Raw genomic sequence first — 25618 nt, forward strand, 5'->3', positions numbered from 1 at the left:
CAATTACTTTTGAATATGGCCATAAACGAACATTTGGTTACCTATCAACACACCAACACGTACGAAACGCTCAATGAACTTACGGAGAACACCAAAAATGTTTGGTTCGTTTTTCATGGAATGGGTTTTTTAAGCCGTTATTTCTTAAAATACTTCAAAGGCCTTGACCCGAGGGAAAACTATATCATAGCCCCTCAAGCTCCTTCAAAATATTATCTAAAAGACGATTTTAAGCATGTTGGGGCCAGTTGGTTGACCAAAGAGGCTACGGAACTTGAGATTGAAAATATACTTCGTTATCTGGATAGTGTCAAAAAAGCCGAAAACATTGGAAATGATAAAAGGATATTGCTTTTTGGCTTTTCACAAGGGGTTTCCGTAGTACTTCGATGGTTTGTAAGGAGAAACGTCAATTGTAGCTTATTGGTTTTATATGCTGGCGGAATTCCCAATGAAATAAAGAAAGGGGATCTAAAATCCGTTTCGGCCAATGCTACCCAAGTAAAGGTAATTTATGGGGATAACGATGTCTTTCTGACAAAAGAACGTCTACAAGAAGAAAAATTAAAAATAGAATCCCTTTTTGGAAAAAAGGCCGAAATCATAAATTTTGAGGGAGGTCATGAACTAAGGCCTGATATTATTGGCCGTATTGCAAACACGTTGGCCTAATTCGGGTCTTCTGTCTGGTCTCGTTCTATTTTGAAATATTCAATTTCCCGAGTTATATATGAATTATCTGGGGTGATGATTTTTTTAACCCAATTTTTATACGGGCTATCGTCAAATTGAAAAATATAGTTTTTGATTGATTTTGCATTTCCGATAGTAAAACGCACCTCGTTCAAGATACCTTCTTTGTCATATTCGTACGTTCTTTTCTCGGCTGGTACAAACTCATTTTCGGCCGTATCAAATTTAAAAAACTGTTCGTGCTGTTTAAGTCCGTCTTCATCCATCGTTGTTTCAACGGCTTCATTCGGTTCACCATCAACGAATTCCTTTCGTAATCGAATCTTTAATATAGCTCCATTCTTCAGCTTTTTTGTAGACCGTCGTTCTGAACTTTGTATAACCCCGTTCTCATAAATACGCTCGGTAAGCTCGTCTTTGTATTGTGAATATTCGATGCTAACTTCATCTACCGCATCCTCATGTGACACAATGATTTTTTCAAGCTTGCCATCACTATTGTAATAATATTCTTGTTGCTCAAAAAATTCTTTATCAAAAGAGACTACCAATTCTTTAATATATTTCGTTTTGGTGGTATCGATTTCATAAAAATTCACCATGGACGTGGCTTCGTCAAGAATATTTGACTTATAGCTCTCCATACGCTTTTCCACCAGCTCTTCATTTTGGTATTTGTAGACCGTAATATCTTTATCTTCCTCATTGTATTGGGTAGTTGATTTTATGAGGAAACCTGCCTCATTGAACTCGAATATTTCTTTTCCGTAATTGGTGATGACCGTACATGATTTGACCGGACCATTTAATTCGAAATCCAAAACCTTGAATACCCGGGGTTCTTGTGCCATTATTGACAGTAAACCAACTAAAAGGCAGAAAACTAGGGCGATGTATTTTTTTAGCATACCGCAAAATTACGTCGTAATCACAGAATTGAAAAACAAATGGGGTATCAAACAACGAAAAAGAAGTAACTATTGCTAATTAGAACCTGCGTTCGGGGGCAAAAGCATTGATATTCATCGTAAGGGGCCTGTTCATGATAAGCTGACTTGTCAATTTACCCGTTACGGGGCCTAAGCTCCAGCCCATCATAGCATGGCCGGTCGCAATGACTAGGTTATTATAAGCTGCCGTTCTACCAATATAAGGAAGCCCATCAGGTGTGACGGGTCGTAGGCCACATTTTGCATGGTCTTTGGCCTCCCTTGAAATTTTAAGGCCCCCATAAAACCGCTCTGCTCCTTTCGCGATTGCTTCGACCCGATTTTTTCTGATAGTATCATTGATTCCTGAAAACTCCATCGTGCCGGCGAAGCGGGTATATCCAAGCATGGGGGTAACCGCAATTTTGGCTTCCATTAAGATTGCAGGCATGCTGATACCCGTAGCTTCTTCAACATTGATTCGGTAACCCTTTCCCGCTTGCAATGGTAGCTTAATACCGAGCTTTTTTGACAGGTTGGCCGACCAAGACCCTGCGGCCAAAACAAACTCATCAGCAGCATAGGACGTTGTTTTGGTGACCAGTTCAGTTAAAGAATTGTTTTTGACTTTGGCCGAAAGCACTTCTTCACTTTGAATTATTTCAACCCCTTTAGAGACAAGAAATCTTTTCATCCTCTTCATAAAATCAGAGGGTGTACCATGTGCGTCACATTCATAATGAATGGCTCCCTCTGCATTTATACAGACATTGGGCTCGAGACCCGAAAGGCCGACCTTATCCAATTCCCGTACTTCCAACCCAAGAAATTTTGCCTTTTCGGCAACTTCCAATTCATGATCCCGCTCTTTGTTGGTCTGATATAACATCAACAGTCCTTTTCTTTCTAAATGAAAAGGACCCAAATCACCAGAATTTTTAATATCCATGAAGAGTTCCCTGCTCAGAACATTTGCTTCTTTTATAATAGGGATGGCCTTTTCAACCCTCGCCTTGGTCGCAGATTTTTTAAAGTACCATGCCCATTTTAGAAAATCAATATCTAAACGCGGTTTGATGTAAAAAGGACTTGAAGTATCAAACATATACAGTAACCCCATAGAAATCATTCCTGGAGCTGCCATAGGTATGATATGACTTGGGGTCAAATATCCGGCATTCACATAAGAAGCCCCTGAGTTCATTGAAGATTTATCGATTACAACAACTTGGCATCCTTCTTTAAATAAATAATAGGCAGAACAAAGCCCGACAATACCACCACCAATTATGATTACTTTTTTGGCCATGCTTATACAACTTGAAATCCATGAGCATAGGGATCATCTTCTGGATCAATGGTTATGGTGTTTCGACCGTAGACTTTGGCCCATCCTTTGACACTCGGAATTATGGCTTGTTTTCCATCTAAATCAACTTCGGCCTCTACTTTACCAACAAAAGTAGAACCGATAAAGCTTTCATGCACATAGTCTTCCCCTAGTTCTAATTTACCTTTTGAATATAGCTGGGCCATTCGCGCCGATGTTCCCGTTCCACAGGGCGAGCGATCTATGGCCTTATCACCATAAAATACCGCATTACGACCTGAGGATTTATCATCTAAAGGTCTTCCGGTCCACAGCAAATGTGAAACATCACGTATGCTATAGTTTTCTGGGTGTATAAAGCTATTGGGATACTTTTCATTAATTCGTTTTCTCAATTCCCTTGACAGTTGAATCAATTTAGAAGCGGAAAAATCATGCATCCCCAAAAAATTCTTCTGCGGATCAATAATGGCATAAAAATTACCGCCGTAAGCAACATCAAACGTCAATTCACCTAGTTCCGGACACTTGACACTAAGTTCCGTTTCGGCCAAATAACTCTTGACATTGATCAATTTTACCCATTCTACTTTTTCCTTGGGCTGCGCGTATTCAATCTCAACCAATCCCGCAGGGGTTTCCAAACGTACACGCCCCTTTATTTTTGGATGAATCAGTCCATTCTCAATTCCTATGGTTATCGTACCTATGGTTCCGTGCCCGCACATGGGTAAACATCCACTAGTTTCTATGAACAACACCCCAATATCATTGGCAGGATTACTTGGCGGATATAAAATGCTGCCGCTCATCATATCATGTCCCCGAGGCTCAAACATTAACCCTGTGCGAATCCAGTCATACTCCTTAAGAAAATGTAATCGTTTCTCATTCATAGAACTTCCTTTTAACGGAGGTCCTCCTGAAACTACCAAACGTACGGGATTACCACAGGTATGGCCATCTATACATTCAAATGTAGGTAAGGCCATTTTTATACTTTTGATTTTGTCATCTCCCCATTTACCAACCTTGCAATTTGTAATGGGTTTTCGTCTTTTAAAGCATCGGGCAATAACCCATTTGGCCAGTTCTGAAAGCTGATAGGCCTTACCCAACGATCTATGGAATGTATGCCAACAGCCGTAAATCGACTGTCGGTTGAGGCCGGATAGGGTCCTCCATGCTGCATTGAGGGGCAAACCTCCACCCCGGTGGGAACACCGTTGAAAATCAATCGTCCAACCTTTTCTTGTAAAACATCTAAAAGCGATTCATAATCGACAATCTCACTACCTTCAGAAATGATGGTTCCCGTTAACTGACCATCAATGCAATCCACTGCTTTTTCAAGCTCTTCTTTGTTTTTACAATTGACGATCATTGAAAAAGGGCCAAACACTTCTTCATGTAGTTCATTGTTCGCAATAAAATCAGCACCTGAAACCATGACGACTGCTTGATCGGCAAAGTTAGGTTGTACCTTACCTTTATAGTTTGCTGCAACTTTTAATCCATCTTGCCCGAAGATCTTGTCTTTACTTGATGCATATCGTTCTTTAATGGACGGATTCAACATACAGGATGGTTCGATTTTTAAAATTTCTTGGGAAAGGACTTCTTTGAAATGTTGCAGTCCTTCACTTTCAATTGCAAACAACAAACCCGGATTGGTACAGAACTGACCTGTACCTAAAGTAATTGAAGACGCATAGGTTTTTGCCCAATCCACACCTTTGGTTTTCAAGGCGTCTGGAAGTAATACCACAGGGTTAACACTACCCATTTCGGCAAAAACCGGTATCGGGATGTCACGTTGTGAAGCCATATCGAACAATGCCCTTCCACCAGTAATGCTACCCGTAAAACCAACTGCTTTGGCCAATGGATGTTTTACCAACTGAATACCCACTTCAATACCACTGCTGTTCAAATTGGAAAACACCCCCTCAGCGATATTTAGTTTTTTTGCCGCAGTAAGTATGGCTTGGGCAACAAGTTCTCCCGTACCCGCATGCATTGGGTGGCTTTTTACCACTACAGGGCAACCAGCGGCCAATGCACTTGCGGTATCCCCACCTGCGGTAGAATAGGCCAAAGGAAAATTACTCGCCCCAAAAACCACTACAGGGCCCAATGGAACCATCATCTTACGTAAATCTGGTTTGGGCACCGGTCTTCTTTCAGGTAATGCAGTATCAATGCTCGCTTTCACCCATGAACCATCATCGATCAGGTTTGCAAAAGAACGTAATTGCCCCACGGTTCTACCTCGTTCTCCCTTTGCCCTTCCTTCTGGCAAACCAGTTTCCAAACAATACGTAGTGATCAATTCATCGCCTAAAGCTTCAATCTCGTCCGCAATGGAGTTTAAGAATGTAGCCCGTTCTTTTCCTGTAGTCTTTTGATACTGATGGTACGCTTCGGTCGCTAGCTTAAGGGCTTCATCCACCTCGTTATCGGTAGCCTCATGAAATAACGGGGCATTAGGGTTATTTAATAGGGGGTTAAAAGTCTTAAACGTTTTAGTTCCGGATGCTGACGGTTGCCCCCCAACATAATTTTTTCCTGTAATCATAGCCTAAAGTGATTTATAATCAGGAAGGGTCGGTCTTTCTGCCATTCCTTCTTGAATAATTTTTAAAACGCGTTCTCGTTCAGCACCTTGTAGTGGAAGTCTTGGCGCTCTAACCACTTCCGTTCCAATACCAGTAGCAACTTCCGCTAATTTAATATTTTGAACCAATTGGGGATTGATATCAAGCTCTAATAATGGCAAAAACCAGCGATAGATTTCTAAAGCTTCTTTTATCTTATTGGCCTTCGCCAACTTATATATAGCACAGGTTTCTGCCGGAAACGCGCAGACCAGACCGGCAACCCATCCATCAGCACCCATTAAAATACTTTCTAGGCCAAGGGTATCAACCCCTGTCAGTACTTTTAATCTATCTCCAAATCTTTTCTTGATCCTGGTAATATTTGAAATATCCCTGGTAGATTCCTTAACCGCCTGAATATTGTCGCATTCCAAAAGCGCTTCAAACATGTCTAAGGTAACTTCAATACCATAATCCACAGGATTGTTGTAGACCATAATAGGCAATTTTGTGCTTTTCGCAACTGCTTTAAAATAAACGACGGTTTCGTAATCATTGGCCTTATATCGCATTGGAGGTAACATCATCAAGCCCTTTGCCCCGCATTTTTCAGCCACTTTTGCAGCTTCAATAGCTCCTTTAGTGGTTTGTTCAGCGATATTTATAATGACGGGGACTTTACCATCGACAATACGTACTGTTTCAATTATCAATGCTTTCTTTTCTTCATCTGACAATGTACTTGCCTCACCAAGGGTTCCTCCGAGAATTATTCCAGTAACACCTGCATCCAATTGTGCTTTGATATTTACCTTGAACATTTTAAAATCCAACTCATCACTCGGAGTAAATTTTGTAGTAACCGCAGGCATAACGCCTTGCCAAGTTAATGTTCCCATATTTTTTCAATTTTTATAAAAATACTGCTAGTAAATACTTTCCATTTTTCTTTTTTTATCCATTTTTGGTATTATATTACCTTATTTTTTAAGATATATCATACCATTGGGTTAATTTTTGGAAAAATGAAAATCTATCCGTTTAAAATTCCTAAGAAGCCGCAAGAGAATATTGTGGTACAAGAAGACCATGATTTAAGTTTTTTTGACAAACTACATCAACATGAAGAAATTCAAATAAGCCATATTTTAGAGGGAAGGGGAAAGTTGGTCGTGGGTAACAAAGTACATCGATTTGAACCTGGTGACACCTTTGCTATTGGCAGCAATATTCCCCATCTTTTCAAAAGCCGGGTAAGTAATACCAAATCAAGAATGCTATCATTGTTTTTCTTACCCAATGCATTTGGGGAAAACTTTTTTGACTTACCCGAAATGAAACAAGTAGCGCCTTTTTTTGACAAAATCAATTTTGGAATCTCTTTAAAATCAGCTAATAGTGCTATTTATGAAAAGTTCAAAATGATAAAAAGCCTTAATAAATATGAGCTTTTCTTAAGACTACTTGATATTTTGAAATCTTTTTCGGCAACAGATAGCTTACCGCTAAGCAATTACCCCTACCAAAAAAGTTTATCAAACGATCATGGAAAGCGGTTACAGTTGATTTTTGACCATGTTATGAAAAATTTTCAAGATGAAATCAAGCTGAAAACCATTGCCGACCTGATTCATATGAGTCCGAATGCACTTTGTAGGTTTTTTAAACAACGTAGTAACAAATCGTTTTTCACCTTTGTCACTGAGGTTAGAATTGAACATGCCTGCCAGTTATTACTTGAAAAAAAAGAAATGTCAAAAGCCGAGATAGCTTTATTGTCAGGGTTTAATACCATTTCAAACTTTAATAAACACTTTAAATCAGTTAAGGGGATAAGCCCTTCTAAATATCAAGAAAGAATGTCATTAAATTAATATTGCAAGCAGCCATCATCTTTCCGTATTTTTGAAACATAAGAATTTAAGTATCATGAAAAAGTTGTTGCTATTAGGTTTTGGATTTGTATTAGCTTGTAATTCATCGCAAAAGACAGTGATGGATAAGGCCGAGGATACCAAAGCACAAGATTGGTCAAAATTATATGCCCAAACCATTACCGAAGAAGAACTAAAAGAACATCTTTTCATTTACGCCTCAGATGATTTTGAAGGTAGGGAAACAGGAAAACCCGGTCAAAAAAAGGCCGTAGCATATCTTAAAAATGCATATGAGGTCATGGGCATTCCAGCAGCCCAAGGCGACAATGAATACTTTCAAAAAGTACCGTTGGAAATAGGAAAAGTACCGGAAGGTGGGATAAAAATCAATAATAAGCCGTTCGGGGTAGGTAAGGATATTTTGACATTTTCAACAGCTTCAGGAAATTTTAGCGAAATCATATATGCTGGATATGGAATTGAAGATGGGAAATATAACGACTTTGCCAACCTTGATGTTACCGACAAGCTCGTTTTGATAAAGTCAGGGGAACCGCGAACTGAAGATGGTAACTACGTCATCTCGGGAACAAGCGAAAAATCCGTGTGGGGCAATATGTCAGAAGCCTTGGGGAAAAAATCTGAACTTGCCTACGCTAAAGGAGCCAAAGGCGTTTTGTACTTCGACACCGAAAATTTCGCCCGGTATAAGCGCTATTTTGATTTTATGAAAACGAATGACAGCGGAAGGATGCAGTTGAAAGCGGAAAGCAGTGACAATTTTACGGTGCTTTTGAATGAGGCCGCAGCCACCACAATCTTAAAGAATATTTCAGAAGACCACGAGCCTAAAAGCATCGATATGCCCATAAGCCTTGACATTGAAAGCAAGAATAGTCAAATTGATTCAGAAAATGTAGCGGCAATCATAAAGGGGTCTAAGAAACCTGAGGAGTATCTAATTATTTCTTCGCATCTAGATCATATTGGAATTACAGCGGATAATCAAATCAATAATGGTGCTGATGACGATGGATCGGGTACTGTAGCGCTTTTAGAGATTGCAGAAGCGTTTCAGAAGGCAGCGAGTGAGGGCAATGGGCCTGAACGTTCCGTGGTGTTCTTGCATGTGACCGGTGAAGAGAAGGGACTTTTAGGTTCAAAATATTACACGGATTATGAGCCGATCTTTCCGCTTAAGAACACGGTCGCCAATCTTAATATTGATATGATCGGCCGTATTGATCCGAAAAGAACAGGAGACAGAAACTATCTTTACTTAATAGGATCTGATAAATTAAGTACTGAACTTCATGAGCTATCGGAAGAAGTGAACAAAAAATATACGAATATTGAATTCGATTATACCTATAACGATGAAAATGACCCTAATCGTTTTTATTATAGAAGTGATCATTACAATTTTGCCAAAAACAATATTCCAATCATTTTCTACTTCAATGGTACCCACGATGATTACCACAAACCTGGTGATACCCCAGATAAGATAAATTATGATTTACTCGCCAATAGGACGCGATTGGTTTTTCATACCGCTTGGGAGGTTGCCAATCGGGCCAATAGGGTTATTGTCGATAAGCCCGTAGCGACTTCAAAATAGTCAGGTCTTCCCTACCCCATTTTTGAGGTATGGCTACCCTATAAAAAAGCCCTAACAATCATGTTAGGGCTTTCTACTTACTTTTTTGGGTGGAAGACCGGGTTCGAACCGGCGACCCTCGGTACCACAAACCGATGCTCTAACCAGCTGAGCTACAACCACCATTTAAAGCGGTTGCAAAGATAATTTTTTTTATATCATCATTCCAAATAAAAATGATATCAAATTTGATTTGCCCGCCGTAATAGCTATCTTTTCAGCACAATAGTGCTATTTTGAATTCAACCTACACGTTTTACCCTACCGTATGAAGCTATTCCATTCCTGTTTTTGTGATGGTTTCAAATCTTTTCGGGTGGTTTTTACTTTTTTTCTGGTGGTACAAAGTGTTACGGCACAGGTAAGGTTCAGGGATAGTCTTGAAAGCAAGAGGAAGAACCTAGAATCTTTGAAAGACTTCAATGAGACCGATACAACCTACATCAAAACCATCTATCAACTTGCCAATAGTTATGCCTATCACAACAGGGACAGCATGTTGCAACTGGCTTCAAAATCATTGGAAATAAGTAAGAAAGAAGGGTATAGCAAGGGAATTGCAGGTTCAAATCTAGCTTTGGCAACTGCCCATATGCTTAGCGGAAAATTCAGTAAAGCATTCGAGCATGCCCAACTAACCGAAAGACTATCCAAAGAAATAAAGGCTGATACCATTTACCTAAGAACGCTGAATGTTCTGGGAATGGGGCATTTTATGAAAGGGGAGTATCCAAAAGGATATCTGGTATGTCAAAAGGGCAAAATGGAATCTGAAAGAACCAATAATAAGGAAATGCAGGTCGTATTCAATATGAACATCGCTACCTCGTTTGCCATACTGAGGGACGCCGAAAGGGCATTGCCCTACTATCAAAATTGCCTCAAGTTGCTTAAAACCATGAATGATGAAGTACAGCTGGCTGAAGTACTCAGCAATTTGGGGTATTCATTTATTCAAAAAGGGGAATACGTCAAGGCAAGTAAATACTCCCATGATGCATTGCATATTTTTGAAACACATCGAATTGGAGCTTGGACGGCATTTGTCTACATCAATCTGGGCGAAATAGCCCTGAAACAAGGAGAATTTGACAAAGCCATAGCGAACTTCAAAAAATCGGAACAATTACTTCTCGATATCGATGATAAACAGCGTGAGGCCGAGACCTATCTAGGGCTTGCAGCATCTTACTTGATGAAAAATGAGTTACGCCTAAGCGAATCATATGCGTTGAGGGCAGAAACGATTTCAAGGTCAATCAATCTATATCCGGGATTGATTAGGGCATTTGACATACTTTATCAAATCCATAAGGAAAAAAATCAACCAGAATTGGCGATAGCCTATTTAGAAGCTTCCGGTAACCTTGCTGATTCCATTCAAGTTGCCGACAATACCACAAAGTTTCTGATGTTGGAAGCCGAGAATAATTTCGAAGAAGAACAAAAACGTATTGAAATTGAAAATAAGAAGAAGTTAGAACGGCAGAAGGCAATTACCTATTTGTCAATCGTGCTTTTGATCCCCTTTCTGGCCATCTTGTTTCTCATTAGAAGAAATATTAAAACCCAAAAAATCGCCAATGAACAATTGATTCAAATCAACGCCACAAAAGATAAGGTTTTCTCTATCATTGGCCACGATTTAAAAGCACCTATCAATACTTTGCAAGAACTTTTGGCCCTTTATAAAAACAAAGGGATCACAGAAAAACAAATTGCTAAAATAACCCCTAGATTAAAAGAAAATGTAGATCATAGTGCCTTTACCCTGAACAACCTCTTGTTTTGGGCACAGAAACAAATGAATGGTATTTCAGCAGTACCTGAACCTGTAAACCTTAAAGGGGTAATCGACGAAATTATTGTCTTGTACCAAGAGCAAATCGCAAAAAAAGAGCTTTTGGTTGTACACAAAGAAGGTGATAACATCCAGATTTTTGTAGACAAAGAGCATATCAAGATCATACTTAGGAATATTATTTTCAATGCCATCAAATACAGTGACAAAAAAGGTGAAATACGTATTACCTACGCCGTTGAACCAGAAGAAACTGTAATTGAAATATGTGACAGTGGTATCGGAATGGACAAGAATATGATCAACTCGATTTTAAATGGACGGAACATCGTTTCAAACCCAGGTACGGATAACGAAAAAGGTACCGGACTAGGTTTGGATATCTGCAAAGAACTTTTAAAGATAAATAAAGGACGTTTACATATAGAAAGCACGCCCAATACAGGTAGTTGCTTTAAGTTATTTTTTAAGACCAAGGGAAATTAATTTGCATTCGATTGAAGATTGCGAATTTTAAGATTCACCTAAAACATCGATGAAATACCTAATTTAAGCGTTGAAACACACAAAAAATAGTGTTTTCACAACAATTATTGGTCTACTCGGTTTTTGTAAGTTAGTTTAGCCCTAATTTGAAAGGCACCCATGCCCCTTAATTTAACCTACAACACAAGACCAATTCCCAATAGGATTTTTAGCATTATTTGCATAGTGCTATTTTTTCTATTGACCTCGCAGCCTTCATTTTCACAATACAGCTCAAAAGATAGCCTTTCGTTCGTTATTTCAAAACATCGAAAAAAGGCCAAAAACCTGCATAGTGATACCACCTATATCAATACCCTAATACGGTTGGGGGGCACCTTAAGATTTGTAAAGACCGATAGCCTGTTATCATTATCAGAAGAAGCGCTTGCTTTAAGTAAGAAGGGAAATTATCCTCTCGGCATCAGTAGGGCAATGAACAATATCGGAGATCATTTCTCTGATAACGGGAACACGGTAAGGGCCATTACCTATTATAGAGAAGCTCTTAGTTTGGCAGATTCGTTGAAAAACATAAAACTATCAACGGCATTGTTAAACGATTTGGCAACTGAATATTCGTATACGGGCAATTATGCCAAAGCTTTGGAAAGTTACCTTTTGGCAATTGATAAGGCTAGTGATATCTCAGACAATAAAATGCTTTCCATTTTAAATGAGAATATTGCAAACCTATACGCCGCGCAAAAAGAATTCGAACAAGCACTGGACTTTTATAAAATCGTCAAACAACTTAACAAAGACATCGGTGACGAAATATTTTCTGCAGAGACGATGGGTAATATAGCATCAATACATGCCGATATGGGCAATTTTGATTATGCCATGTATAATGTCAACCAAAGTATCGCGATATTCGAGAAAAAGGAAATCTACGATTGGTTGGCCTACGTTTATGGGGTCAAAGGAGAAATCTATTTAAAACAGAATAAGTTCAAATGGGCCCTTTATTGGTTCGATCAAAGTAACATTCTTCATGAAAACCTTCAAGATGAACGTGGTAAGATAGATTTACTTAAAGGAATGGCCAAGGCACATCTAGGCTTAGAAAATTATACTGTGGCCAATACATACGCCTTAGAGGGGTTTGAGGTTTCCAAAAAAATAAAATCTTTGGAGGGCCAGATGAATTGTGCTGAAGTACTTTACGAATTAAATAAGAACAAGCAAGATTTTGAAAGGGCCCTTGGCTATCATGAAACCTTTCAGAAAATCTCTGATTCCTTATCTAGGGACGAGAATAAACGAAGCCTTACCCTGCTAAAAACGAAACTGAATTACGACCAACAGAAAAAAGAGCTGATAGCCAAAAACGAAAAGACCTTGGCGAAACAGCGAAACTACATTACAGCTTCGATAATAATATTATTGATTCTTCTTGGCACTACGATACCCTTATACTTCAACCAAAAAAAGCAAAAAAAGCTCAATAAGTTACTGAAGTCAAAAACCGAAATTTTAAAGGATAGGGAAAAAGAACTCAACGAGATAAATAAGACCAAAGACAAGTTATTCTCCATTATAGGTCATGACCTACGAGGTCCGATTGGGGCATTGCAAGGTATTTTAAAACTCTTTTCAAACGGTGATTTGGCTAAAGATGATTTTATTGGTTTTGTGCCTAAACTCAAAACCGATGTAGATCATATTCTTTTTACCCTCAACAACTTATTATCATGGGGGCACGCCCAAATGAACGGTACCGTTACACGGCCAAAGATCAATTCGATACACAAGTTGGTTGAACGCAATATCCAATTTTTATCTGAGCTTGCTGCGGTCAAGTCAATCAAGATCATTAATCAAGTTACGGAAAATGCAATGGGATATTTCGATGAAAACCATATTGATATCGTTATACGAAACCTCATCAGCAATGCCATTAAATTTACGCCTGAAAATGGTCTGATTACCATTGAAGCAGAAGAAAACAAAGCAGTTTGGAACATAAGGGTAAGGGATACCGGCATTGGTATGGACAATGATGTCATGCAAAAGATATTTTCCGATAATTCGAACATTACGACCTATGGTACCAACAATGAGAAGGGAACCGGCCTTGGTCTTTCGTTATGTAAAGAGATGGTACTCAAAAACAAAGGGGAAATATGGGTTGAAAGCCTGCCTAAAAAGGGCTCTACCTTTTACTTCACCATACCTAGGGTTGTCAAAAAGTACAAAAAAGCAAGTTAGATAAGGTCTGTAATACGATCAACTGCGGCATAACGTTCTACATTGAAGCCCTCTGCATGGGCAACACCTATAAGTCTGCCCAAGTCACGCGCCCTATAATTCACACTATCGATAAAATTCTTGCTACTTATTGGAGTTTCAGGTTCATCACTGTTAGGATCGTAAAATTGGGAACCATAGGCCAAAATAGCTTTCGTTTTTGTTTCGATAAAATCAGAAACGTCTACGACAAAATCAGGTTCTAGGTTTTTCCATTGTATGAAATGATATACCAATTTTGGTCTCCAAGGGTCTTGCCACGAATCCACTCCATCAGCTTTGGTATTAATTTTAAGTAATCCACTTAGAAAACAAGCGTCACTTACCAATTTACTGCCTTTACCGTGATCGATATGACGATCATCAATCGCATTGCACAAGACTATTTCTGGTTGGTATTTGCGTATCACACGAATGACTTCCAGTTGATGTTCTTTATCATTTACAAAGAAACCATCGGCAAAACCTAAATTTTCCCTGGCAGAGACCCCTAATATCTTAGCGGCCTTTGCCGCTTCTTCATCACGAATCCGGGCACTTCCCCGAGTTCCCAGTTCCCCCCTGGTCAAATCAACAATACCAACTTTCTTACCGTTTGCCACTTCTTTTGCTATGGTTGCCCCAGCACCCAACTCGGCATCGTCAGGATGCGCCCCAAATACTAAAATATCCAACTTCATTATGCCAATACGGATTTCGTTTTTACATGGGTCAAAGCTTGTTCAATATCACCTTTCAAATCCTTTACTTCTTCAATACCCACTGAGAAGCGTATTAAGCCATCGCGTATGCCCTGTTTTTCCCTGTCCTCTTTTGACATTAAGGCATGCGAAGTCAACACTGGTGAAAGCATTGTACTTTCGACACCTGCCAAACTCATGGATGGTTTGATCAATTGAAGGGACTTCATAAATTGCGAGGCATCCAAAGGAGGTTTTAACTCAAAAGAAAGCATTCCCCCGAAACCATGCATCTGAGATTTTGCCAATATATGGTCTTTGTGGGACCTTAGGCCAGGGTAATACACGGCATCAATATCTTCATGACCTTCTAAGAATTCAGCCATTTTCTGTGCATTGTTATTTTGAGCGGTTACCCGAAGTCCCATTGTTTTTAAACTTCGTTCCAAGAGCCACACCGTTTGATCACTCAAACTACCGCCAAAACAAATCGAAGATTCCCAAATTGCATCAATATAGGCTTGTGAGGCAGCGACAGCACCCGCACAAATATCTGAATGCCCCCCCATATATTTCGTGGCACTATGAATGATAACATCGATTCCAAAATCCGCAGGATTTTGATTTACCGGACTGGCAAAGGTATTGTCGATCATCGTTAGTAGCTTGTTTTTCTTGGCCAATTCAGCAACCGCCGTCATATCGGTAATGGTCAAAAGCGGATTTGACGGGGTCTCGATATAGATGACCTTTGTATTCGGCTTAATTTCCCTTTCGATATCCTCTGCACCCCATCCTTCCGCGAAGGAATATGATATGCCATATTTTTCGAGCTGTGTTGTGGCAAAATTATAAGTGCCCCCGTAAAGTGTCTGCTGAAAAATGACATGGTCCCCCGCTTGTAAAAATGCCATTAAGGCATGACTAATGGCCGCCATACCACTGCCAAATATCAAAGCGGCCTCAGCATGTTCCAAAGCCGCAATTTTTTTACTCAAGCCTTCTTGATTGGGTGTATTAAAATATCTGGGATACCTTTTAACATCGACATCTTCAAAGGCATATGAAGTACTCATGTACATGGGTGAGACCGCACCTTTGAATTGCTTGTCGGGTACTTCACCCACATGGGTGCAAATGGTATTCAAACCTATTTTATCTTTACTCATATCTAAACTAAATTGACCCTAAAGTTAGCAAAATCATCAAGAATGCCCGTCATATAATATCAGGGGTATAGCATATGCCAAAACCAATTATCAAACCTCAAAAGATTTCCATTTTCCCCTTTTAAACCAAACTATGGCTAACACAGCAAGTAATATTTCAGCGGTCGTAATCGCAATGAACACCCCAGTTGCACCAAAATCAAAAAGAAAGGCCAAAGCATAGGCCACGGGCAACTGAAACATCCAAAAAGAAATAAAATTGATTTTTGTCGGGGTTCTCGTATCACCTGAACCGTTGAATGCTTGGGTAACCACCATACCGTAAGCATAGAAAATATAGCCTGCGGCTATGATTTGAAGACAAAGTCCGCCGTTTTCCACAACCACCGTATTATCATTGAACCAACCAACGATCTCTTTGGCGAAAAAGAGGTATATCAATGATACCAAACCCATGAACAATGCATTATATTTTCCCGTTTTCCAAACAGAGCTTTCGGCACGGTCTGGTTGTTGGGCGCCAAGATTTTGGCCCACAAGTGTGGCAGCCGCATTACTCATGCCCCATGAGGGCATTAATGTAAATAACATTACTCGAATCGCTATGGTATACCCTGCCAACACCTCACTGCCAAATTCTGCTATGATACGCATTAAGAACACCCAGCTTGAAGTCCCTATCAAAAATTGGGCAATGCCACCTAAAGATACTTTTATCAGGTTCAGCATTACCTTGGTGTTGACCATAAAATCGTGGAAAGCAATCCTTATCCTACCCCATCCGAACAATAAAATACCCAATTGAAATAACACGGCCGTTCCCCTTCCGATATTCGTCGCAATGGCCGCGCCCATTACCCCTAATTCAGGAAAAGGTCCCCATCCGAATATGAACAGGGGATCTAAAATAATATTGAGTCCATTTGATAAAACTAGGGTCCACATGGCGATTGAGGCATCTCCCGCCCCCCTGAAAATCGCATTGATCAAGAAAAGTAGCATTATCGTAATATTGCCACCTATCAACCATTTTGTATACCCTGCACCTTCTGCGATTAAGTCAGGTTGGGCACCCATCAATGCCAATATTTCTTTATGAAATAAAAAACCGAAAAGACCTACGATCAAAGCAACGGCAATTCCTAATAAAATCGCTTGTACAGCTGCCTCCCTAGCCCCTTTGATGTCTTTGGCCCCTACCCTACGGGCCACTACCGCAGTTGCCGCCATACTTAAGCCGATGGCCACGGCATAAATCAACGTGATAACCGATTCGGTCAGGCCAACCGTCGCCACGGCATTGACGCTGACTTGAGAAACATAGGCAATATCGACCAATGCAAAAATACTTTCCATGAGCATTTCTAAGATCATGGGTACCGAAAGCATAAAAATCGCCTTGCGAATGCTTCCAGTTGTGAATTCAGTTTCCTTGCCGGTAACGGCAATGATAAAATACCTGAATAGCTTTTTTATGGATATTGGTTGTGTCGTCATTAAAATGAAATTATGTTAGTAAAAAAAAGAATGATGCCTACTGACCGAAAAGTGCTTCGGTTACCTAAATCGCCTTTCGGCCATGACATCGCTGCAATACATAATTTCTATAACTTCATGATGAAACAAAGATGCTAAAAAAAAGCGTCTCACCAAATTGAAGTGGTTTTTTTTTGTAATATCATACTAAAATCAAAAACCACCTTAAAGTGATGAAACCGATTCGCTTATCCCTAGTGCTATTGCTCGTAACCCTCACGGCATGCAAAAACACCGAGTCTACGGTCAAAAAGAAAGCTATTGCCGATAAAGGATATCAAGGGCAACCCAAAAGTCCGGTAGTACCTACCGTCAATAGGCCCGTTCAAAAACAGTGGAAAGGGATTTGGACATTTGAAGATAGTACGACTTTCTTTTCAAATGATTTTGATGGCGCCCGTCTTAATGGGGTAGCCGATGATAGTAATGACCATTATACGGTTTGGATAACCGCAGAAAACACCCCTATCAACGTGAGTCCGTGGTATGCCTTCAAGATATGGACTGAAAATCCTAGGGAAATTACGGTACGACTTTCTTATCAAGACTCAAGAAGCAGGTATTACCCTAAGATAAGTACTGACGGAATTCGTTTTAAGCCTTTGGATAGCACCCGTTTTAAACCTATCAATCTTGGTGAGGGTGAATTCGGAATCAAAGCTGCACCAGAAATGGCAAAATTGCGCTTGGAAATAGGAAATACCCCATTATGGATTGCCGCCCAAGAACTTTATACCTCAGAAACCGTTGGAAAGTGGATGGATTCGTTAGCGAACAAACCTTTTGTTCAGAACTATGAAATCGGAAAAAGCACCGAAGGTCGTCCTATGAACCTGATGGAGGTCAAGGCCAACAAAAACAGCAAAAAAGCCTTAATGATCATATCTCGGCAACATCCGCCAGAGGTTACGGGTTTTCTGGCAATGAAGTCGTTTATGGAGACATTATCTGGAGGAAGTGAAAAAGCCAAAAAATTCCGGAATGATTTTACCGTTTTTGCCGTACCATTAATGAATCCCGATGGGGTAGATAATGGACATTGGCGCCATAACATGGGTGGGATAGACCTGAATCGGGATTGGCAAAATTTCAATCAGCCAGAGACCAGAAGCGTTCGCGATTTTTTAAGAAAAAAAGAGGCTGAAGGATATGAATTCGTTTTTGGTGCGGATTTTCACTCTACTTGGGATGATATTTACTATCCTTTGGATACCTTGGCTACCGGTCAAAGGGGAAAAATCGTGTTTGATTGGATTGAGGGTATTAGCGAGCGTTTACCCCAAAAACAAACCAACGTAAAGGCCTCTAAGCAACTTGACCCTACTATGGTTTCACGTACCTACTTTTTTGTGAACCATAATATGCCTGCCATAGTTTTCGAGTTGGGCGATAATACCCCTAGACCATTTTTAAAGGAAAAAGGCAAAGTGGCGGCCGAAGAATTGATGCGTTTGTTAATGAAGGAATGAGACCCTGCTTTCTGAATCATGCTTGCCTTGTGCATCCACGACTAGCTTTTTGCATAGTTCACCCGGTACCTCCAAAGACTCAACCCACCAAGGATAAAAATCCCTAATACGGTGTACCAAACAAAGGTTGGTGTAATGACCTGATCACCGCTGGCATAACTATGCAGCCCTACCAAATAAAAATTTACCCCAAAATAGGTCATCATAATACTGGCATAAGCAACGATACTCATAAAATTATAAATCCATTTGCCGCGTAGACCAGGCACCAAACGCATGTGCAGTACGAAAGCATAGATCATGATGGAAATCAAGGCCCAAGTTTCTTTGGGGTCCCAGCCCCAATAACGCCCCCAACTTTCATTGGCCCATTGGCCGCCCAAGAAGTTACCAATGCTCAACATTATCAAGCCAACGGTCAGTGCTAATTCGTTGATGATGGTCAACTCTTTAAGGTTGATCTCCATTCGTTTTTTGTTCTTTTTGGTGGTCAGTATCATGAGTGCCAAAGCAACTATGCCCAAAATCATACTTACAGTAAACGGGCCATAACTTCCTACTATTATAGGTACATGGATCATTACCCAATAACTGTCTAAAACTGGCACTAGATTGGCAATTTTAGGGTCCACCCAGCTTTGATGGGCAATCCAAAGCAACATACAGGTCACAAAGGCACTGGCGGCGAGTGTCAATTCACTCTTGCGGCCAAAAGCCAATCCCATACCCATTGTGGCCCAAGACACATATAGGATACTTTCGTAAGCATCACTCCACGGCGCGTGACCAGAAATATACCAACGTAAAATCAACCCCGCGGTATGCCAAATAAAGAATAGAATAATGATGCCTTTTAAAAAGAAACTTGCTGCGTTCCATAGTTCACGCTCTTTGAAGATCTTGAAAATCAGCACAAAAAACAGGAGCGCACCAACAAGTCCATAATAGCGGTATAAGCGATTGAATATATCCAGTTTATTGTATAAAATTTCAGTCGCTATTTTGCTGTCAGATGGTAATACTTCGGCACCATGGTTCTTTTGGTTCTGTTTGAATGCGGCCAATAGTTTGTCAGCTTGTGTATAGTCACCGGTTTTTATAGCTTGCCGAACTGTATTTAGGTAGTAGGGCAATCCATTGTTCATAAAATTGGCATAAAGAGAGTCCGCTACCTGATAATCGCCACTTCTAAATTCCAATGGTGAAATCCACTTATTGTTCTCGTCATTCAATAAGGGAAATATCTTTACGATTTCACCGCTCAATGCCATATTCAAAAGTCCTAAACGCTCATTGACCTTCTTAAAATCTTTTTGAAAGTTATTGGGATTATTGGTGGACGTAGCTTCCTCCATATAGGGCTTAAGCTTATACATTCCCGTGGCATCAAAGAAATCCGTAGCCTTGACAAATTTTTGCTCTTTAGGTACTCCCACTATTTCCCGTATGCTATCATTTTCTTTCTTCCCCAGGGCAATGAACGCTGTATTATACCAAGCTGGTGGATTGAGCATCATGGAAATAAGCACTTGATCTGGATTCATTCCATTAAACTCATTCTTGCCGCTCAATTTACGTAACAACTCCGAAGAGAAGGTATGAATGGGCTTCATACGCCCCCCCTCGTCTTGAATGACCAAGGCCCCAAATTTATCGGAATGTTCTTTGCTTACCGTTGTGGAGGCCAAAACAGAATCAATTTGCGCTTTTGTGGGTAACCGCTTATCATGCTCATTATTTTCTTGGGCCTGTAGCCCTAGAAATCCGAATAAAAACAATCCTGCGGTCAATGCTGCTTTTTTCTTTTTCAACTTACCCAATGATTTAGAGAGCTCTTTAAACCTTGTCTTTCCAAAGAACATGATACCCATTAAACCAGCGTAAAGTAAAAAATAACCTATGTATGTAATCCAAGTACCCCACTGATCGTGATTCACGGATAAGACCGTGCCCTTTTCATCTGGGTCAAAACTTGCCTGAAAAAAGCGATATCCCTTATGGTCTAAAACATGGTTCATGTAAATATCGTAGTCGAAGGGTTTTTCATCTTCAACCGTGATTTTACTCATAAATGACTTGTAACTTGCCTCGGTACCGGGATATTTTTCTGCAATAAAATCATTGAGCTTCATATGAAACGGAAGCTCATAAACTTTCGAACCATAAGACAATGCGAATTCCAATGCGCCTACTTTAAACCTATCGCTGAACTCAGCGGTACCCTTACTGCCCAATAACTTCTTCTCAACGGTTTCCCCATTGGCGGTAACGGTGACTACCAAGGCGTCCAAGGTTAGTTTGGTAATTTCTTCATCGGGTACTTTCACTACACCATACTTGCCTTTAATGAGTGGCTCAGGAATCACGAATTGCATATTCGCCATAGTGTATAAAGACCGTAATTGCAGGGTTTGCAGACTATCTTTTACAACTCGTCCTTTAAACTGATCGGCCATTCGCATAAAGTCACCATCAAAAGGCGTTGAAATGAGGTAGGTGCTATCGGTAGTATGGATGTTGATTGCCCCATCAGTTTCTTTGTTCAGTGCAAAAAGTACATTATGGATGCTTGAGATACCACCATCCTCTAAATAATGCTCGTGTCGTTGCCCATCGCCCGCCTCAACGATTTTCAAATAGTACTTACCATTTTCGTCAAGGATCAGGCCTTCTTTTGCGCCTTTGATAAAATCTTTATATTCAATCGTAAAAGCCTGACCATTAAAATCCTCACGCCAAGGCAAGTTACTCCGCTTTCCTTCGGGTGTCACCAAAATAGGATGCTGTAAGGTCTTGCGCATCATTTGGCCATTCAAATCACCATCAACATAAGCGGTCAAGTATGTTTTATCAGAATAAAATACCTTTTCTGATGCTCCCTCGCGAATCGGCATCATGCCCTCATAACTGATATATCTTGTTACAAATGCACCGATAATGATCAGTATCCAAGATAAGTGCAGTATCAAAACAGGCCATTTTTTCCATTGTAAAAGCTTATACCTAAAAATATTGCCGGTGAAGTTGATTACAAAAAAGACCATAATGGCCTCAAACCAAGTGGCATTGTAGATGTATATTCGGGCCGTTTCCGTACTATAACTGCTTTCAACGAACGTGCCTATGGCCATTGCCGCAGCAAACAACAAAAACAAAACCGCCATTAATCGTGTAGAGAAAAGTGTCTTTTTAAGCAGTTCTACCATACCCTCTGTCTTTGGCATGCAAAAATACTTCGTTTTAAATGATTTTAAGTGCTTCAGACATCAAGAAAAGGTTGAACAAAATTGTTAATTATTTTAGAATGAACTCGTTTAAACTTTTTTGGATTGAAGCGAACCTGCCTCGTCGGTAGGCAGGTAGCAGCTCACGGAATGGGAAAAAAGACAAAAAGTAGGTGAAAAAGGGCTCCCGAACCGTCGGGATTCAGCCAATTGAAAAAGTTTAAACGAGTTCTATATCTAAGAAATCAAGTTCGTACTTTTGAATATGATTTCGATTGTTATCCTAGGTTCTGGAAACGTTGCCTTTCATTTATACACCACCCTACTGGAGATCGATGATATTAATGTCATTCAGGTTTTTGGACGGAACAACAAAACCCTTGAGAGGTTCAATGAAAGTATTGAGATCACTACCCACCCTGAACACATTAAAAGTGCAGATCTCTATTTGATTGCGGTAAATGACGATGCCATACCCGATGTGGCCGAATTGCTTGACAAAAAAACCGGATTGGTCTGCCATACCTCGGGCGGGGTGCAGATGGATGTAATCAAGGCAAAGAGAAAAGGCGTTTTCTATCCCCTACAAAGTTTTACCATGAATAGGGAAATTGATTTCAATACCATTCCTATTTGTATTGAGGCCACCGAAGAATCTGATTTGGCCCTTCTTAGGACAATGGGCTTGAAAATATCGAGATCAGTTCATGAAATAAGCTCAGCCCAAAGACAATACCTCCATTTAGCGGCGGTCTTTGCCAACAACTTCTCAAACCACTTGTTTTATATTGCCTCAGAGCTTTGCAAAGAACAAAAACTGTCTTTTGAGCTGTTGAAACCGCTATTACATGAATCAATTGCCAAACTTGGGCACGCCAACCCAAAGAAGGCACAAACCGGCCCGGCAAGAAGGGGAGACAACCTGACCATGCAAAAACATCTAGACCAACTTAAAAGTCCGATTCAAAAAAAAATATATCAACTATTAAGTGAATCCATTAAAACCACTTATGAAGAAAAATTATAAAGAATACCTGAACCAAATCACCACTTTTGTTTTTGATGTTGATGGTGTATTTACCGATGGTTCCGTGTTGATTACAGACACCGGTGAAATGCTTCGTAAAATGAACGTCAAAGACGGCTATGCCCTTAAGACCGCACTGATAAAGGGGTATAATGTATGTATCATTTCAGGCGGTACCAATGAAGGGGTCCGTAGCAGATTAAAAGGTTTGGGCGTAACCGATATCTATCTGGGTGCGCACCATAAGACCGAACCTTTGGAAGAATACCTTGACATTTACGATATCAAACCTGAAAATGTGCTCTACATGGGTGATGACGTACCCGATATTCCCCCAATGAAAATGATTCAGTTGGCCACCTGCCCGCAAAATGCGGTAGCTGAGGTAAAAGTAATCGCAGATTATGTTTCCCATAAGAACGGTGGCGAGGGCTGTGTTCGCGATATCATAGAACAAGTTCTCAAAGTGCGGGGTGATTGGGACTCTAATTTCAGTGCAAAAAATGATTGAGAATCCGCTTGCGAAAAAACTGATCGAACATCGTTTGATTTTGGCCTCGGGATCACCAAGGCGCAAAAAGTTTTTTGAAGACCTGGGCATTGAGTTTGAAATAAGGTTACACCCTGTAGATGAAGTATACCCAAATGACTTGAAAGCAGCTGAAATAGCAATCTATCTTGCCCAACTAAAGGCGAGTGTTTTTAAAGACACTTTAAAAACAAATGAAATTTTGGTGACTTCTGACACTGTAGTTTGGCACAAAGAACAATCTTTGGCCAAGGCCAATAATGAAAATGAAGCTATTGAAATGCTAACAAAGTTATCAGGGGATTGGCATGAAGTCATTTCTGCAGTAAGCTTCACAACGACCCAAAAACAAAAAACGGTAAGTGCGACCACCAAGGTGAAATTTTGTCCATTGACCCGAGAAGAGATTCGTTTTTACGTTTCAAAATGGAAACCCTTTGACAAAGCTGGGGCATATGGCATTCAAGATTGGCTAGGTGCCATCGGTATCGAGGCCATTGAGGGTTCTTACAATAATGTTGTTGGTCTTCCTACACATATCGTTTACAAAACGTTAACAGCTATGGTTGACTAGTCATTCTTAGTTATTTTTACAAAAATTTCAACTATGAAAAGATGGTTTCGCTTTGAATTGATTTTAATCTTGTTCGCTTTGGCAGTAACTGTTTTCGAAGGATGCAAGCAAAAATCAGATACTTCGAAAGAAGAGTTGGCCTCATTTATGAATAGTGGGGATACGGATACGTCGAACGCTAAGAACAGCCCTAGAAAAAACCTTTCTGAGGCATTCAAGAAATATTGGTACGCCGGCGAGGCGGAAATCACCTCTTATAAATTGGAGCAGGCCCGTTATGGGGAGCTAAGGGATGGAAAAGCAGTTTTAGTCTATGTCACCGAACCTTTTTTACCAGAAGTTCAGGTAAAGGCGGATCGTAGTAACCCATCAAACATACCGGTACTCAAACTTAATGCTACCAAAAAATACGTAACGGGTATCTACCCCTATTCCATAATGAGCAGTACTTTTTATCCTGTTCATGACAACCAGCATGCGATCAAAACCAGTTTATCCATTCAAGAGTGGTGCGGACACGTTTATTCTCAACTGAACAACCGTGAGGAATTCGAATTTACGTCACACTCTTATTTTGAAAATGAGGCCGACCAAAACCTTACTTTGGAAAAAGCGCTGTTAGAAAATGAAATCTGGAATAAAATCCGTATTTCTCCTTCCGATTTACCTATCGGTGAAATCGACATTATTCCATCACTGGAGTTTTTCAGGGTCAAACACCTTCCAGTTCAGGCGATGAAAGCAAATTGTACCTTGACCACGGATGGAGCAATCAGTACATACACCATAGAATATGCGAAAGGCCTCAGAAAATTGACTATTGATTTCTCTAAAGAATTTCCATACACCATCGAGGGATGGACCGAAGAATTTAAAAGTGGTTACGGTGCAAATGCAAAGACTTTGACTTCAAAGGGAACAAAACTTAAAAGTCTGAAATCACCTTATTGGAGGCAGAATTCCACGAAATTTGAACACCTTCGGGATAGTTTGGATCTATGAATTCGTTAAAGGAGGTCTTACATTCATATAACAGCGAGCTTGTCGGTACTGCTATTTGTATTGCGCTATTTCTTTTGCTACGATTTCTTGCCGTTAAGACCATTAGACGAATCGGAAGGTTAAGTGATATCAATCAGGTACGCACGGTATTGGTCGGAAGATATATCACGTTTGGGCTCTTCTTTTTAATGATTATAGCCTTCATTTTTATTTGGGGGGTTGATTTTAGGGAATTAGGACTTATCGTCTCATCAATATTTGCCGTATTGGGGGTAGCCCTATTCGCCTCTTGGTCCATTTTAAGTAATGTTACTGCTGGTATCATCTTATTCTTTTACTTCCCTTTCAAGATAGGTGACCGCATACGTATTCTTGACAAAGATTTCCCAGAAGAGGCAATTATCATTGACATTCAAGCTTTTAATATTAACCTTAAAAAGGACAATGGTGAATTATTGACCTATCCGAACAGTCTTTTGTTACAAAAGGGTGTCGTCTTGATCCAAAAACAAGTGGCGACCAGCGAAGATTTGGAACAGTCCCTTTAGCTGTTAAAGAATCTCTAAATGTAAACCCCAAGGTTGGTAATATTTTTATCTTTGAATCTAGGACAAGTACGTCTTTTTCAAATGGTAGTTGTACTTTATGTGCCCAGTTGGTCCTCGACAGTTCTGGTTTCATTTTTAGGTTGCCGCTAAAAAGAACAGAAAAGAATTCGGGAATCGTGCTACCTGCGTTTT

The 25618-nt window shown here is 40.1% G+C and carries 20 protein-coding genes and 1 tRNA gene; 11 read left to right on the forward strand and 10 right to left on the reverse strand.

Annotated features, from left to right (window positions below):
• Positions 1-15 precede the first annotated feature (15 nt).
• The gene (locus AACM45_RS04030) at positions 16-672 is read left to right on the forward strand and encodes an alpha/beta hydrolase (protein WP_339140932.1); all 657 of its coding nucleotides are present in this window, start codon (positions 16-18) and stop codon (positions 670-672) included.
• Here AACM45_RS04030 and AACM45_RS04035 read toward each other — a convergent pair.
• The 5 genes from AACM45_RS04035 to AACM45_RS04055 all read right to left on the reverse strand — a co-directional run bounded on the left by AACM45_RS04035 (position 669) and on the right by AACM45_RS04055 (position 6451).
• A complete protein-coding gene (locus tag AACM45_RS04035) occupies positions 669-1544 on the reverse strand; it encodes a hypothetical protein (protein WP_339140933.1) in 876 nt (291 codons plus the stop codon). The two genes, AACM45_RS04030 and AACM45_RS04035, sit on opposite strands and share 4 nt — an antisense overlap.
• Positions 1545-1680: 136 nt before the next feature.
• Positions 1681-2931, reverse strand: coding sequence for an NAD(P)/FAD-dependent oxidoreductase (locus AACM45_RS04040; protein ID WP_339140934.1), 1251 nt, complete (start codon positions 2929-2931; stop codon positions 1681-1683).
• A gap of 2 nt (positions 2932-2933) precedes the next feature.
• Positions 2934-3944, reverse strand: coding sequence for a 4-hydroxyproline epimerase (locus AACM45_RS04045; protein ID WP_339140935.1), 1011 nt, complete (start codon positions 3942-3944; stop codon positions 2934-2936).
• A 2-nt stretch (positions 3945-3946) separates the two neighbouring features.
• On the reverse strand, positions 3947-5530 hold the full coding sequence (locus tag AACM45_RS04050; protein WP_339140936.1) for an aldehyde dehydrogenase (NADP(+)): 1584 nt from the start codon (positions 5528-5530) through the stop codon (positions 3947-3949).
• Between the two features lie 3 nt (positions 5531-5533).
• Positions 5534-6451: a dihydrodipicolinate synthase family protein gene (locus tag AACM45_RS04055; RefSeq protein WP_339140937.1), complete on the reverse strand. Its 918-nt coding sequence runs from the start codon at positions 6449-6451 to the stop codon at positions 5534-5536.
• A gap of 126 nt (positions 6452-6577) precedes the next feature.
• On the opposite strand from AACM45_RS04055, the gene AACM45_RS04060 reads away from it, so the two are divergent.
• Both AACM45_RS04060 and AACM45_RS04065 read left to right on the forward strand, forming a co-directional pair.
• The gene (locus AACM45_RS04060) at positions 6578-7426 is read left to right on the forward strand and encodes an AraC family transcriptional regulator (protein ID WP_339140938.1); all 849 of its coding nucleotides are present in this window, start codon (positions 6578-6580) and stop codon (positions 7424-7426) included.
• A 55-nt stretch (positions 7427-7481) separates the two neighbouring features.
• Positions 7482-9050, forward strand: a complete 1569-nt coding sequence (locus tag AACM45_RS04065) for a M28 family peptidase (protein WP_339140940.1) — start codon at positions 7482-7484, stop codon at positions 9048-9050.
• An 87-nt stretch (positions 9051-9137) separates the two neighbouring features.
• Here the strand turns inward: AACM45_RS04065 and AACM45_RS04070 are convergent.
• Positions 9138-9213: transfer RNA gene (locus AACM45_RS04070), tRNA-His, on the reverse strand.
• 144 nt (positions 9214-9357) lie between these two features.
• Between AACM45_RS04070 and AACM45_RS04075 the strand changes: the two genes are divergently transcribed.
• Both AACM45_RS04075 and AACM45_RS04080 read left to right on the forward strand, forming a co-directional pair.
• Complete coding sequence (locus AACM45_RS04075; RefSeq protein WP_339140942.1) at positions 9358-11376, forward strand: tetratricopeptide repeat-containing sensor histidine kinase; 2019 nt, start codon at positions 9358-9360, stop codon at positions 11374-11376.
• A 159-nt stretch (positions 11377-11535) separates the two neighbouring features.
• Positions 11536-13629 carry a tetratricopeptide repeat-containing sensor histidine kinase gene (locus AACM45_RS04080; protein WP_339140944.1) on the forward strand — a complete coding sequence of 698 codons (2094 nt, stop codon included), beginning with the start codon at positions 11536-11538 and terminating at the stop codon, positions 13627-13629.
• Here the strand turns inward: AACM45_RS04080 and bshB1 are convergent.
• The 3 genes from bshB1 to AACM45_RS04095 form a co-directional block, all read right to left on the reverse strand.
• On the reverse strand, positions 13626-14348 hold the full coding sequence (gene bshB1 / locus AACM45_RS04085; protein ID WP_339140946.1) for a bacillithiol biosynthesis deacetylase BshB1: 723 nt from the start codon (positions 14346-14348) through the stop codon (positions 13626-13628). The genes AACM45_RS04080 and bshB1 overlap by 4 nt on opposite strands.
• Entirely contained in the window at positions 14348-15517 is a 1170-nt protein-coding gene (locus tag AACM45_RS04090) for a trans-sulfuration enzyme family protein (RefSeq protein WP_339140947.1), read from the reverse strand. The genes bshB1 and AACM45_RS04090 overlap by 1 nt, the downstream gene beginning before the upstream one ends.
• A 90-nt stretch (positions 15518-15607) precedes the next feature.
• Positions 15608-17014: an MATE family efflux transporter gene (locus AACM45_RS04095; RefSeq protein WP_339140948.1), complete on the reverse strand. Its 1407-nt coding sequence runs from the start codon at positions 17012-17014 to the stop codon at positions 15608-15610.
• 212 nt (positions 17015-17226) lie between these two features.
• On the opposite strand from AACM45_RS04095, the gene AACM45_RS04100 reads away from it, so the two are divergent.
• On the forward strand, positions 17227-18522 hold the full coding sequence (locus AACM45_RS04100) for a M14 family metallopeptidase (RefSeq protein ID WP_339140949.1): 1296 nt from the start codon (positions 17227-17229) through the stop codon (positions 18520-18522).
• 41 nt (positions 18523-18563) lie between these two features.
• Here the strand turns inward: AACM45_RS04100 and ccsA are convergent, their stop codons facing one another.
• Positions 18564-21728, reverse strand: a complete 3165-nt coding sequence (gene ccsA / locus AACM45_RS04105) for a cytochrome c biogenesis protein (RefSeq protein ID WP_339141186.1) — start codon at positions 21726-21728, stop codon at positions 18564-18566.
• Positions 21729-22011: 283 nt separating this feature from the next.
• On the opposite strand from ccsA, the gene AACM45_RS04110 reads away from it, so the two are divergent.
• Genes AACM45_RS04110 through AACM45_RS04130 form a run of 5 tightly spaced genes read left to right on the forward strand, consistent with a single transcriptional unit; the run spans position 22012 to position 25426 of the window.
• On the forward strand, positions 22012-22773 hold the full coding sequence (locus AACM45_RS04110) for a Rossmann-like and DUF2520 domain-containing protein (RefSeq protein WP_339140950.1): 762 nt from the start codon (positions 22012-22014) through the stop codon (positions 22771-22773).
• Positions 22757-23284, forward strand: a complete 528-nt coding sequence (locus AACM45_RS04115) for a KdsC family phosphatase (RefSeq protein ID WP_339140951.1) — start codon at positions 22757-22759, stop codon at positions 23282-23284. The genes AACM45_RS04110 and AACM45_RS04115 overlap by 17 nt, the downstream gene beginning before the upstream one ends.
• Complete coding sequence (locus AACM45_RS04120) at positions 23277-23876, forward strand: Maf family nucleotide pyrophosphatase (protein WP_339140952.1); 600 nt, start codon at positions 23277-23279, stop codon at positions 23874-23876. Before AACM45_RS04115 ends, AACM45_RS04120 begins: the two co-directional genes overlap by 8 nt.
• Before the next feature lie 33 nt (positions 23877-23909).
• Positions 23910-24878 carry a septum formation inhibitor Maf gene (locus AACM45_RS04125; RefSeq protein WP_339140953.1) on the forward strand — a complete coding sequence of 323 codons (969 nt, stop codon included), beginning with the start codon at positions 23910-23912 and terminating at the stop codon, positions 24876-24878.
• The gene (locus AACM45_RS04130; protein ID WP_339140955.1) at positions 24875-25426 is read left to right on the forward strand and encodes a mechanosensitive ion channel domain-containing protein; all 552 of its coding nucleotides are present in this window, start codon (positions 24875-24877) and stop codon (positions 25424-25426) included. Before AACM45_RS04125 ends, AACM45_RS04130 begins: the two co-directional genes overlap by 4 nt.
• Positions 25427-25618 lie beyond the last annotated feature (192 nt).

It is taken from the genome of Croceitalea sp. MTPC5 (assembly GCF_036985505.1).
Taxonomy (GTDB): Bacteria; Bacteroidota; Bacteroidia; order Flavobacteriales; family Flavobacteriaceae; genus Croceitalea.

What these genes read in the sequence shown, in the direction of transcription:
- AACM45_RS04030 (WP_339140932.1), top strand. Translation starts at nt 16, where the DNA reads ATGGCCATAAACGAACATTTGGTTACCTATCAACACACCAACACGTAC.
- AACM45_RS04035 (WP_339140933.1), bottom strand. Translation starts at nt 1,544, where the DNA reads ATGGCACAAGAACCCCGGGTATTCAAGGTTTTGGATTTCGAATTAAAT.
- AACM45_RS04040 (WP_339140934.1), bottom strand. Translation starts at nt 2,931, where the DNA reads ATGGCCAAAAAAGTAATCATAATTGGTGGTGGTATTGTCGGGCTTTGT.
- AACM45_RS04045 (WP_339140935.1), bottom strand. Translation starts at nt 3,944, where the DNA reads ATGGCCTTACCTACATTTGAATGTATAGATGGCCATACCTGTGGTAAT.
- AACM45_RS04050 (WP_339140936.1), bottom strand. Translation starts at nt 5,530, where the DNA reads ATGATTACAGGAAAAAATTATGTTGGGGGGCAACCGTCAGCATCCGGA.
- AACM45_RS04055 (WP_339140937.1), bottom strand. Translation starts at nt 6,451, where the DNA reads ATGGGAACATTAACTTGGCAAGGCGTTATGCCTGCGGTTACTACAAAA.
- AACM45_RS04060 (WP_339140938.1), top strand. Translation starts at nt 6,578, where the DNA reads ATGAAAATCTATCCGTTTAAAATTCCTAAGAAGCCGCAAGAGAATATT.
- AACM45_RS04065 (WP_339140940.1), top strand. Translation starts at nt 7,482, where the DNA reads ATGAAAAAGTTGTTGCTATTAGGTTTTGGATTTGTATTAGCTTGTAAT.
- AACM45_RS04075 (WP_339140942.1), top strand. Translation starts at nt 9,358, where the DNA reads ATGAAGCTATTCCATTCCTGTTTTTGTGATGGTTTCAAATCTTTTCGG.
- AACM45_RS04080 (WP_339140944.1), top strand. Translation starts at nt 11,536, where the DNA reads ATGCCCCTTAATTTAACCTACAACACAAGACCAATTCCCAATAGGATT.
- bshB1 (WP_339140946.1), bottom strand. Translation starts at nt 14,348, where the DNA reads ATGAAGTTGGATATTTTAGTATTTGGGGCGCATCCTGACGATGCCGAG.
- AACM45_RS04090 (WP_339140947.1), bottom strand. Translation starts at nt 15,517, where the DNA reads ATGAGTAAAGATAAAATAGGTTTGAATACCATTTGCACCCATGTGGGT.
- AACM45_RS04095 (WP_339140948.1), bottom strand. Translation starts at nt 17,014, where the DNA reads ATGACGACACAACCAATATCCATAAAAAAGCTATTCAGGTATTTTATC.
- AACM45_RS04100 (WP_339140949.1), top strand. Translation starts at nt 17,227, where the DNA reads ATGAAACCGATTCGCTTATCCCTAGTGCTATTGCTCGTAACCCTCACG.
- ccsA (WP_339141186.1), bottom strand. Translation starts at nt 21,728, where the DNA reads ATGGTAGAACTGCTTAAAAAGACACTTTTCTCTACACGATTAATGGCG.
- AACM45_RS04110 (WP_339140950.1), top strand. Translation starts at nt 22,012, where the DNA reads ATGATTTCGATTGTTATCCTAGGTTCTGGAAACGTTGCCTTTCATTTA.
- AACM45_RS04115 (WP_339140951.1), top strand. Translation starts at nt 22,757, where the DNA reads ATGAAGAAAAATTATAAAGAATACCTGAACCAAATCACCACTTTTGTT.
- AACM45_RS04120 (WP_339140952.1), top strand. Translation starts at nt 23,277, where the DNA reads ATGATTGAGAATCCGCTTGCGAAAAAACTGATCGAACATCGTTTGATT.
- AACM45_RS04125 (WP_339140953.1), top strand. Translation starts at nt 23,910, where the DNA reads ATGAAAAGATGGTTTCGCTTTGAATTGATTTTAATCTTGTTCGCTTTG.
- AACM45_RS04130 (WP_339140955.1), top strand. Translation starts at nt 24,875, where the DNA reads ATGAATTCGTTAAAGGAGGTCTTACATTCATATAACAGCGAGCTTGTC.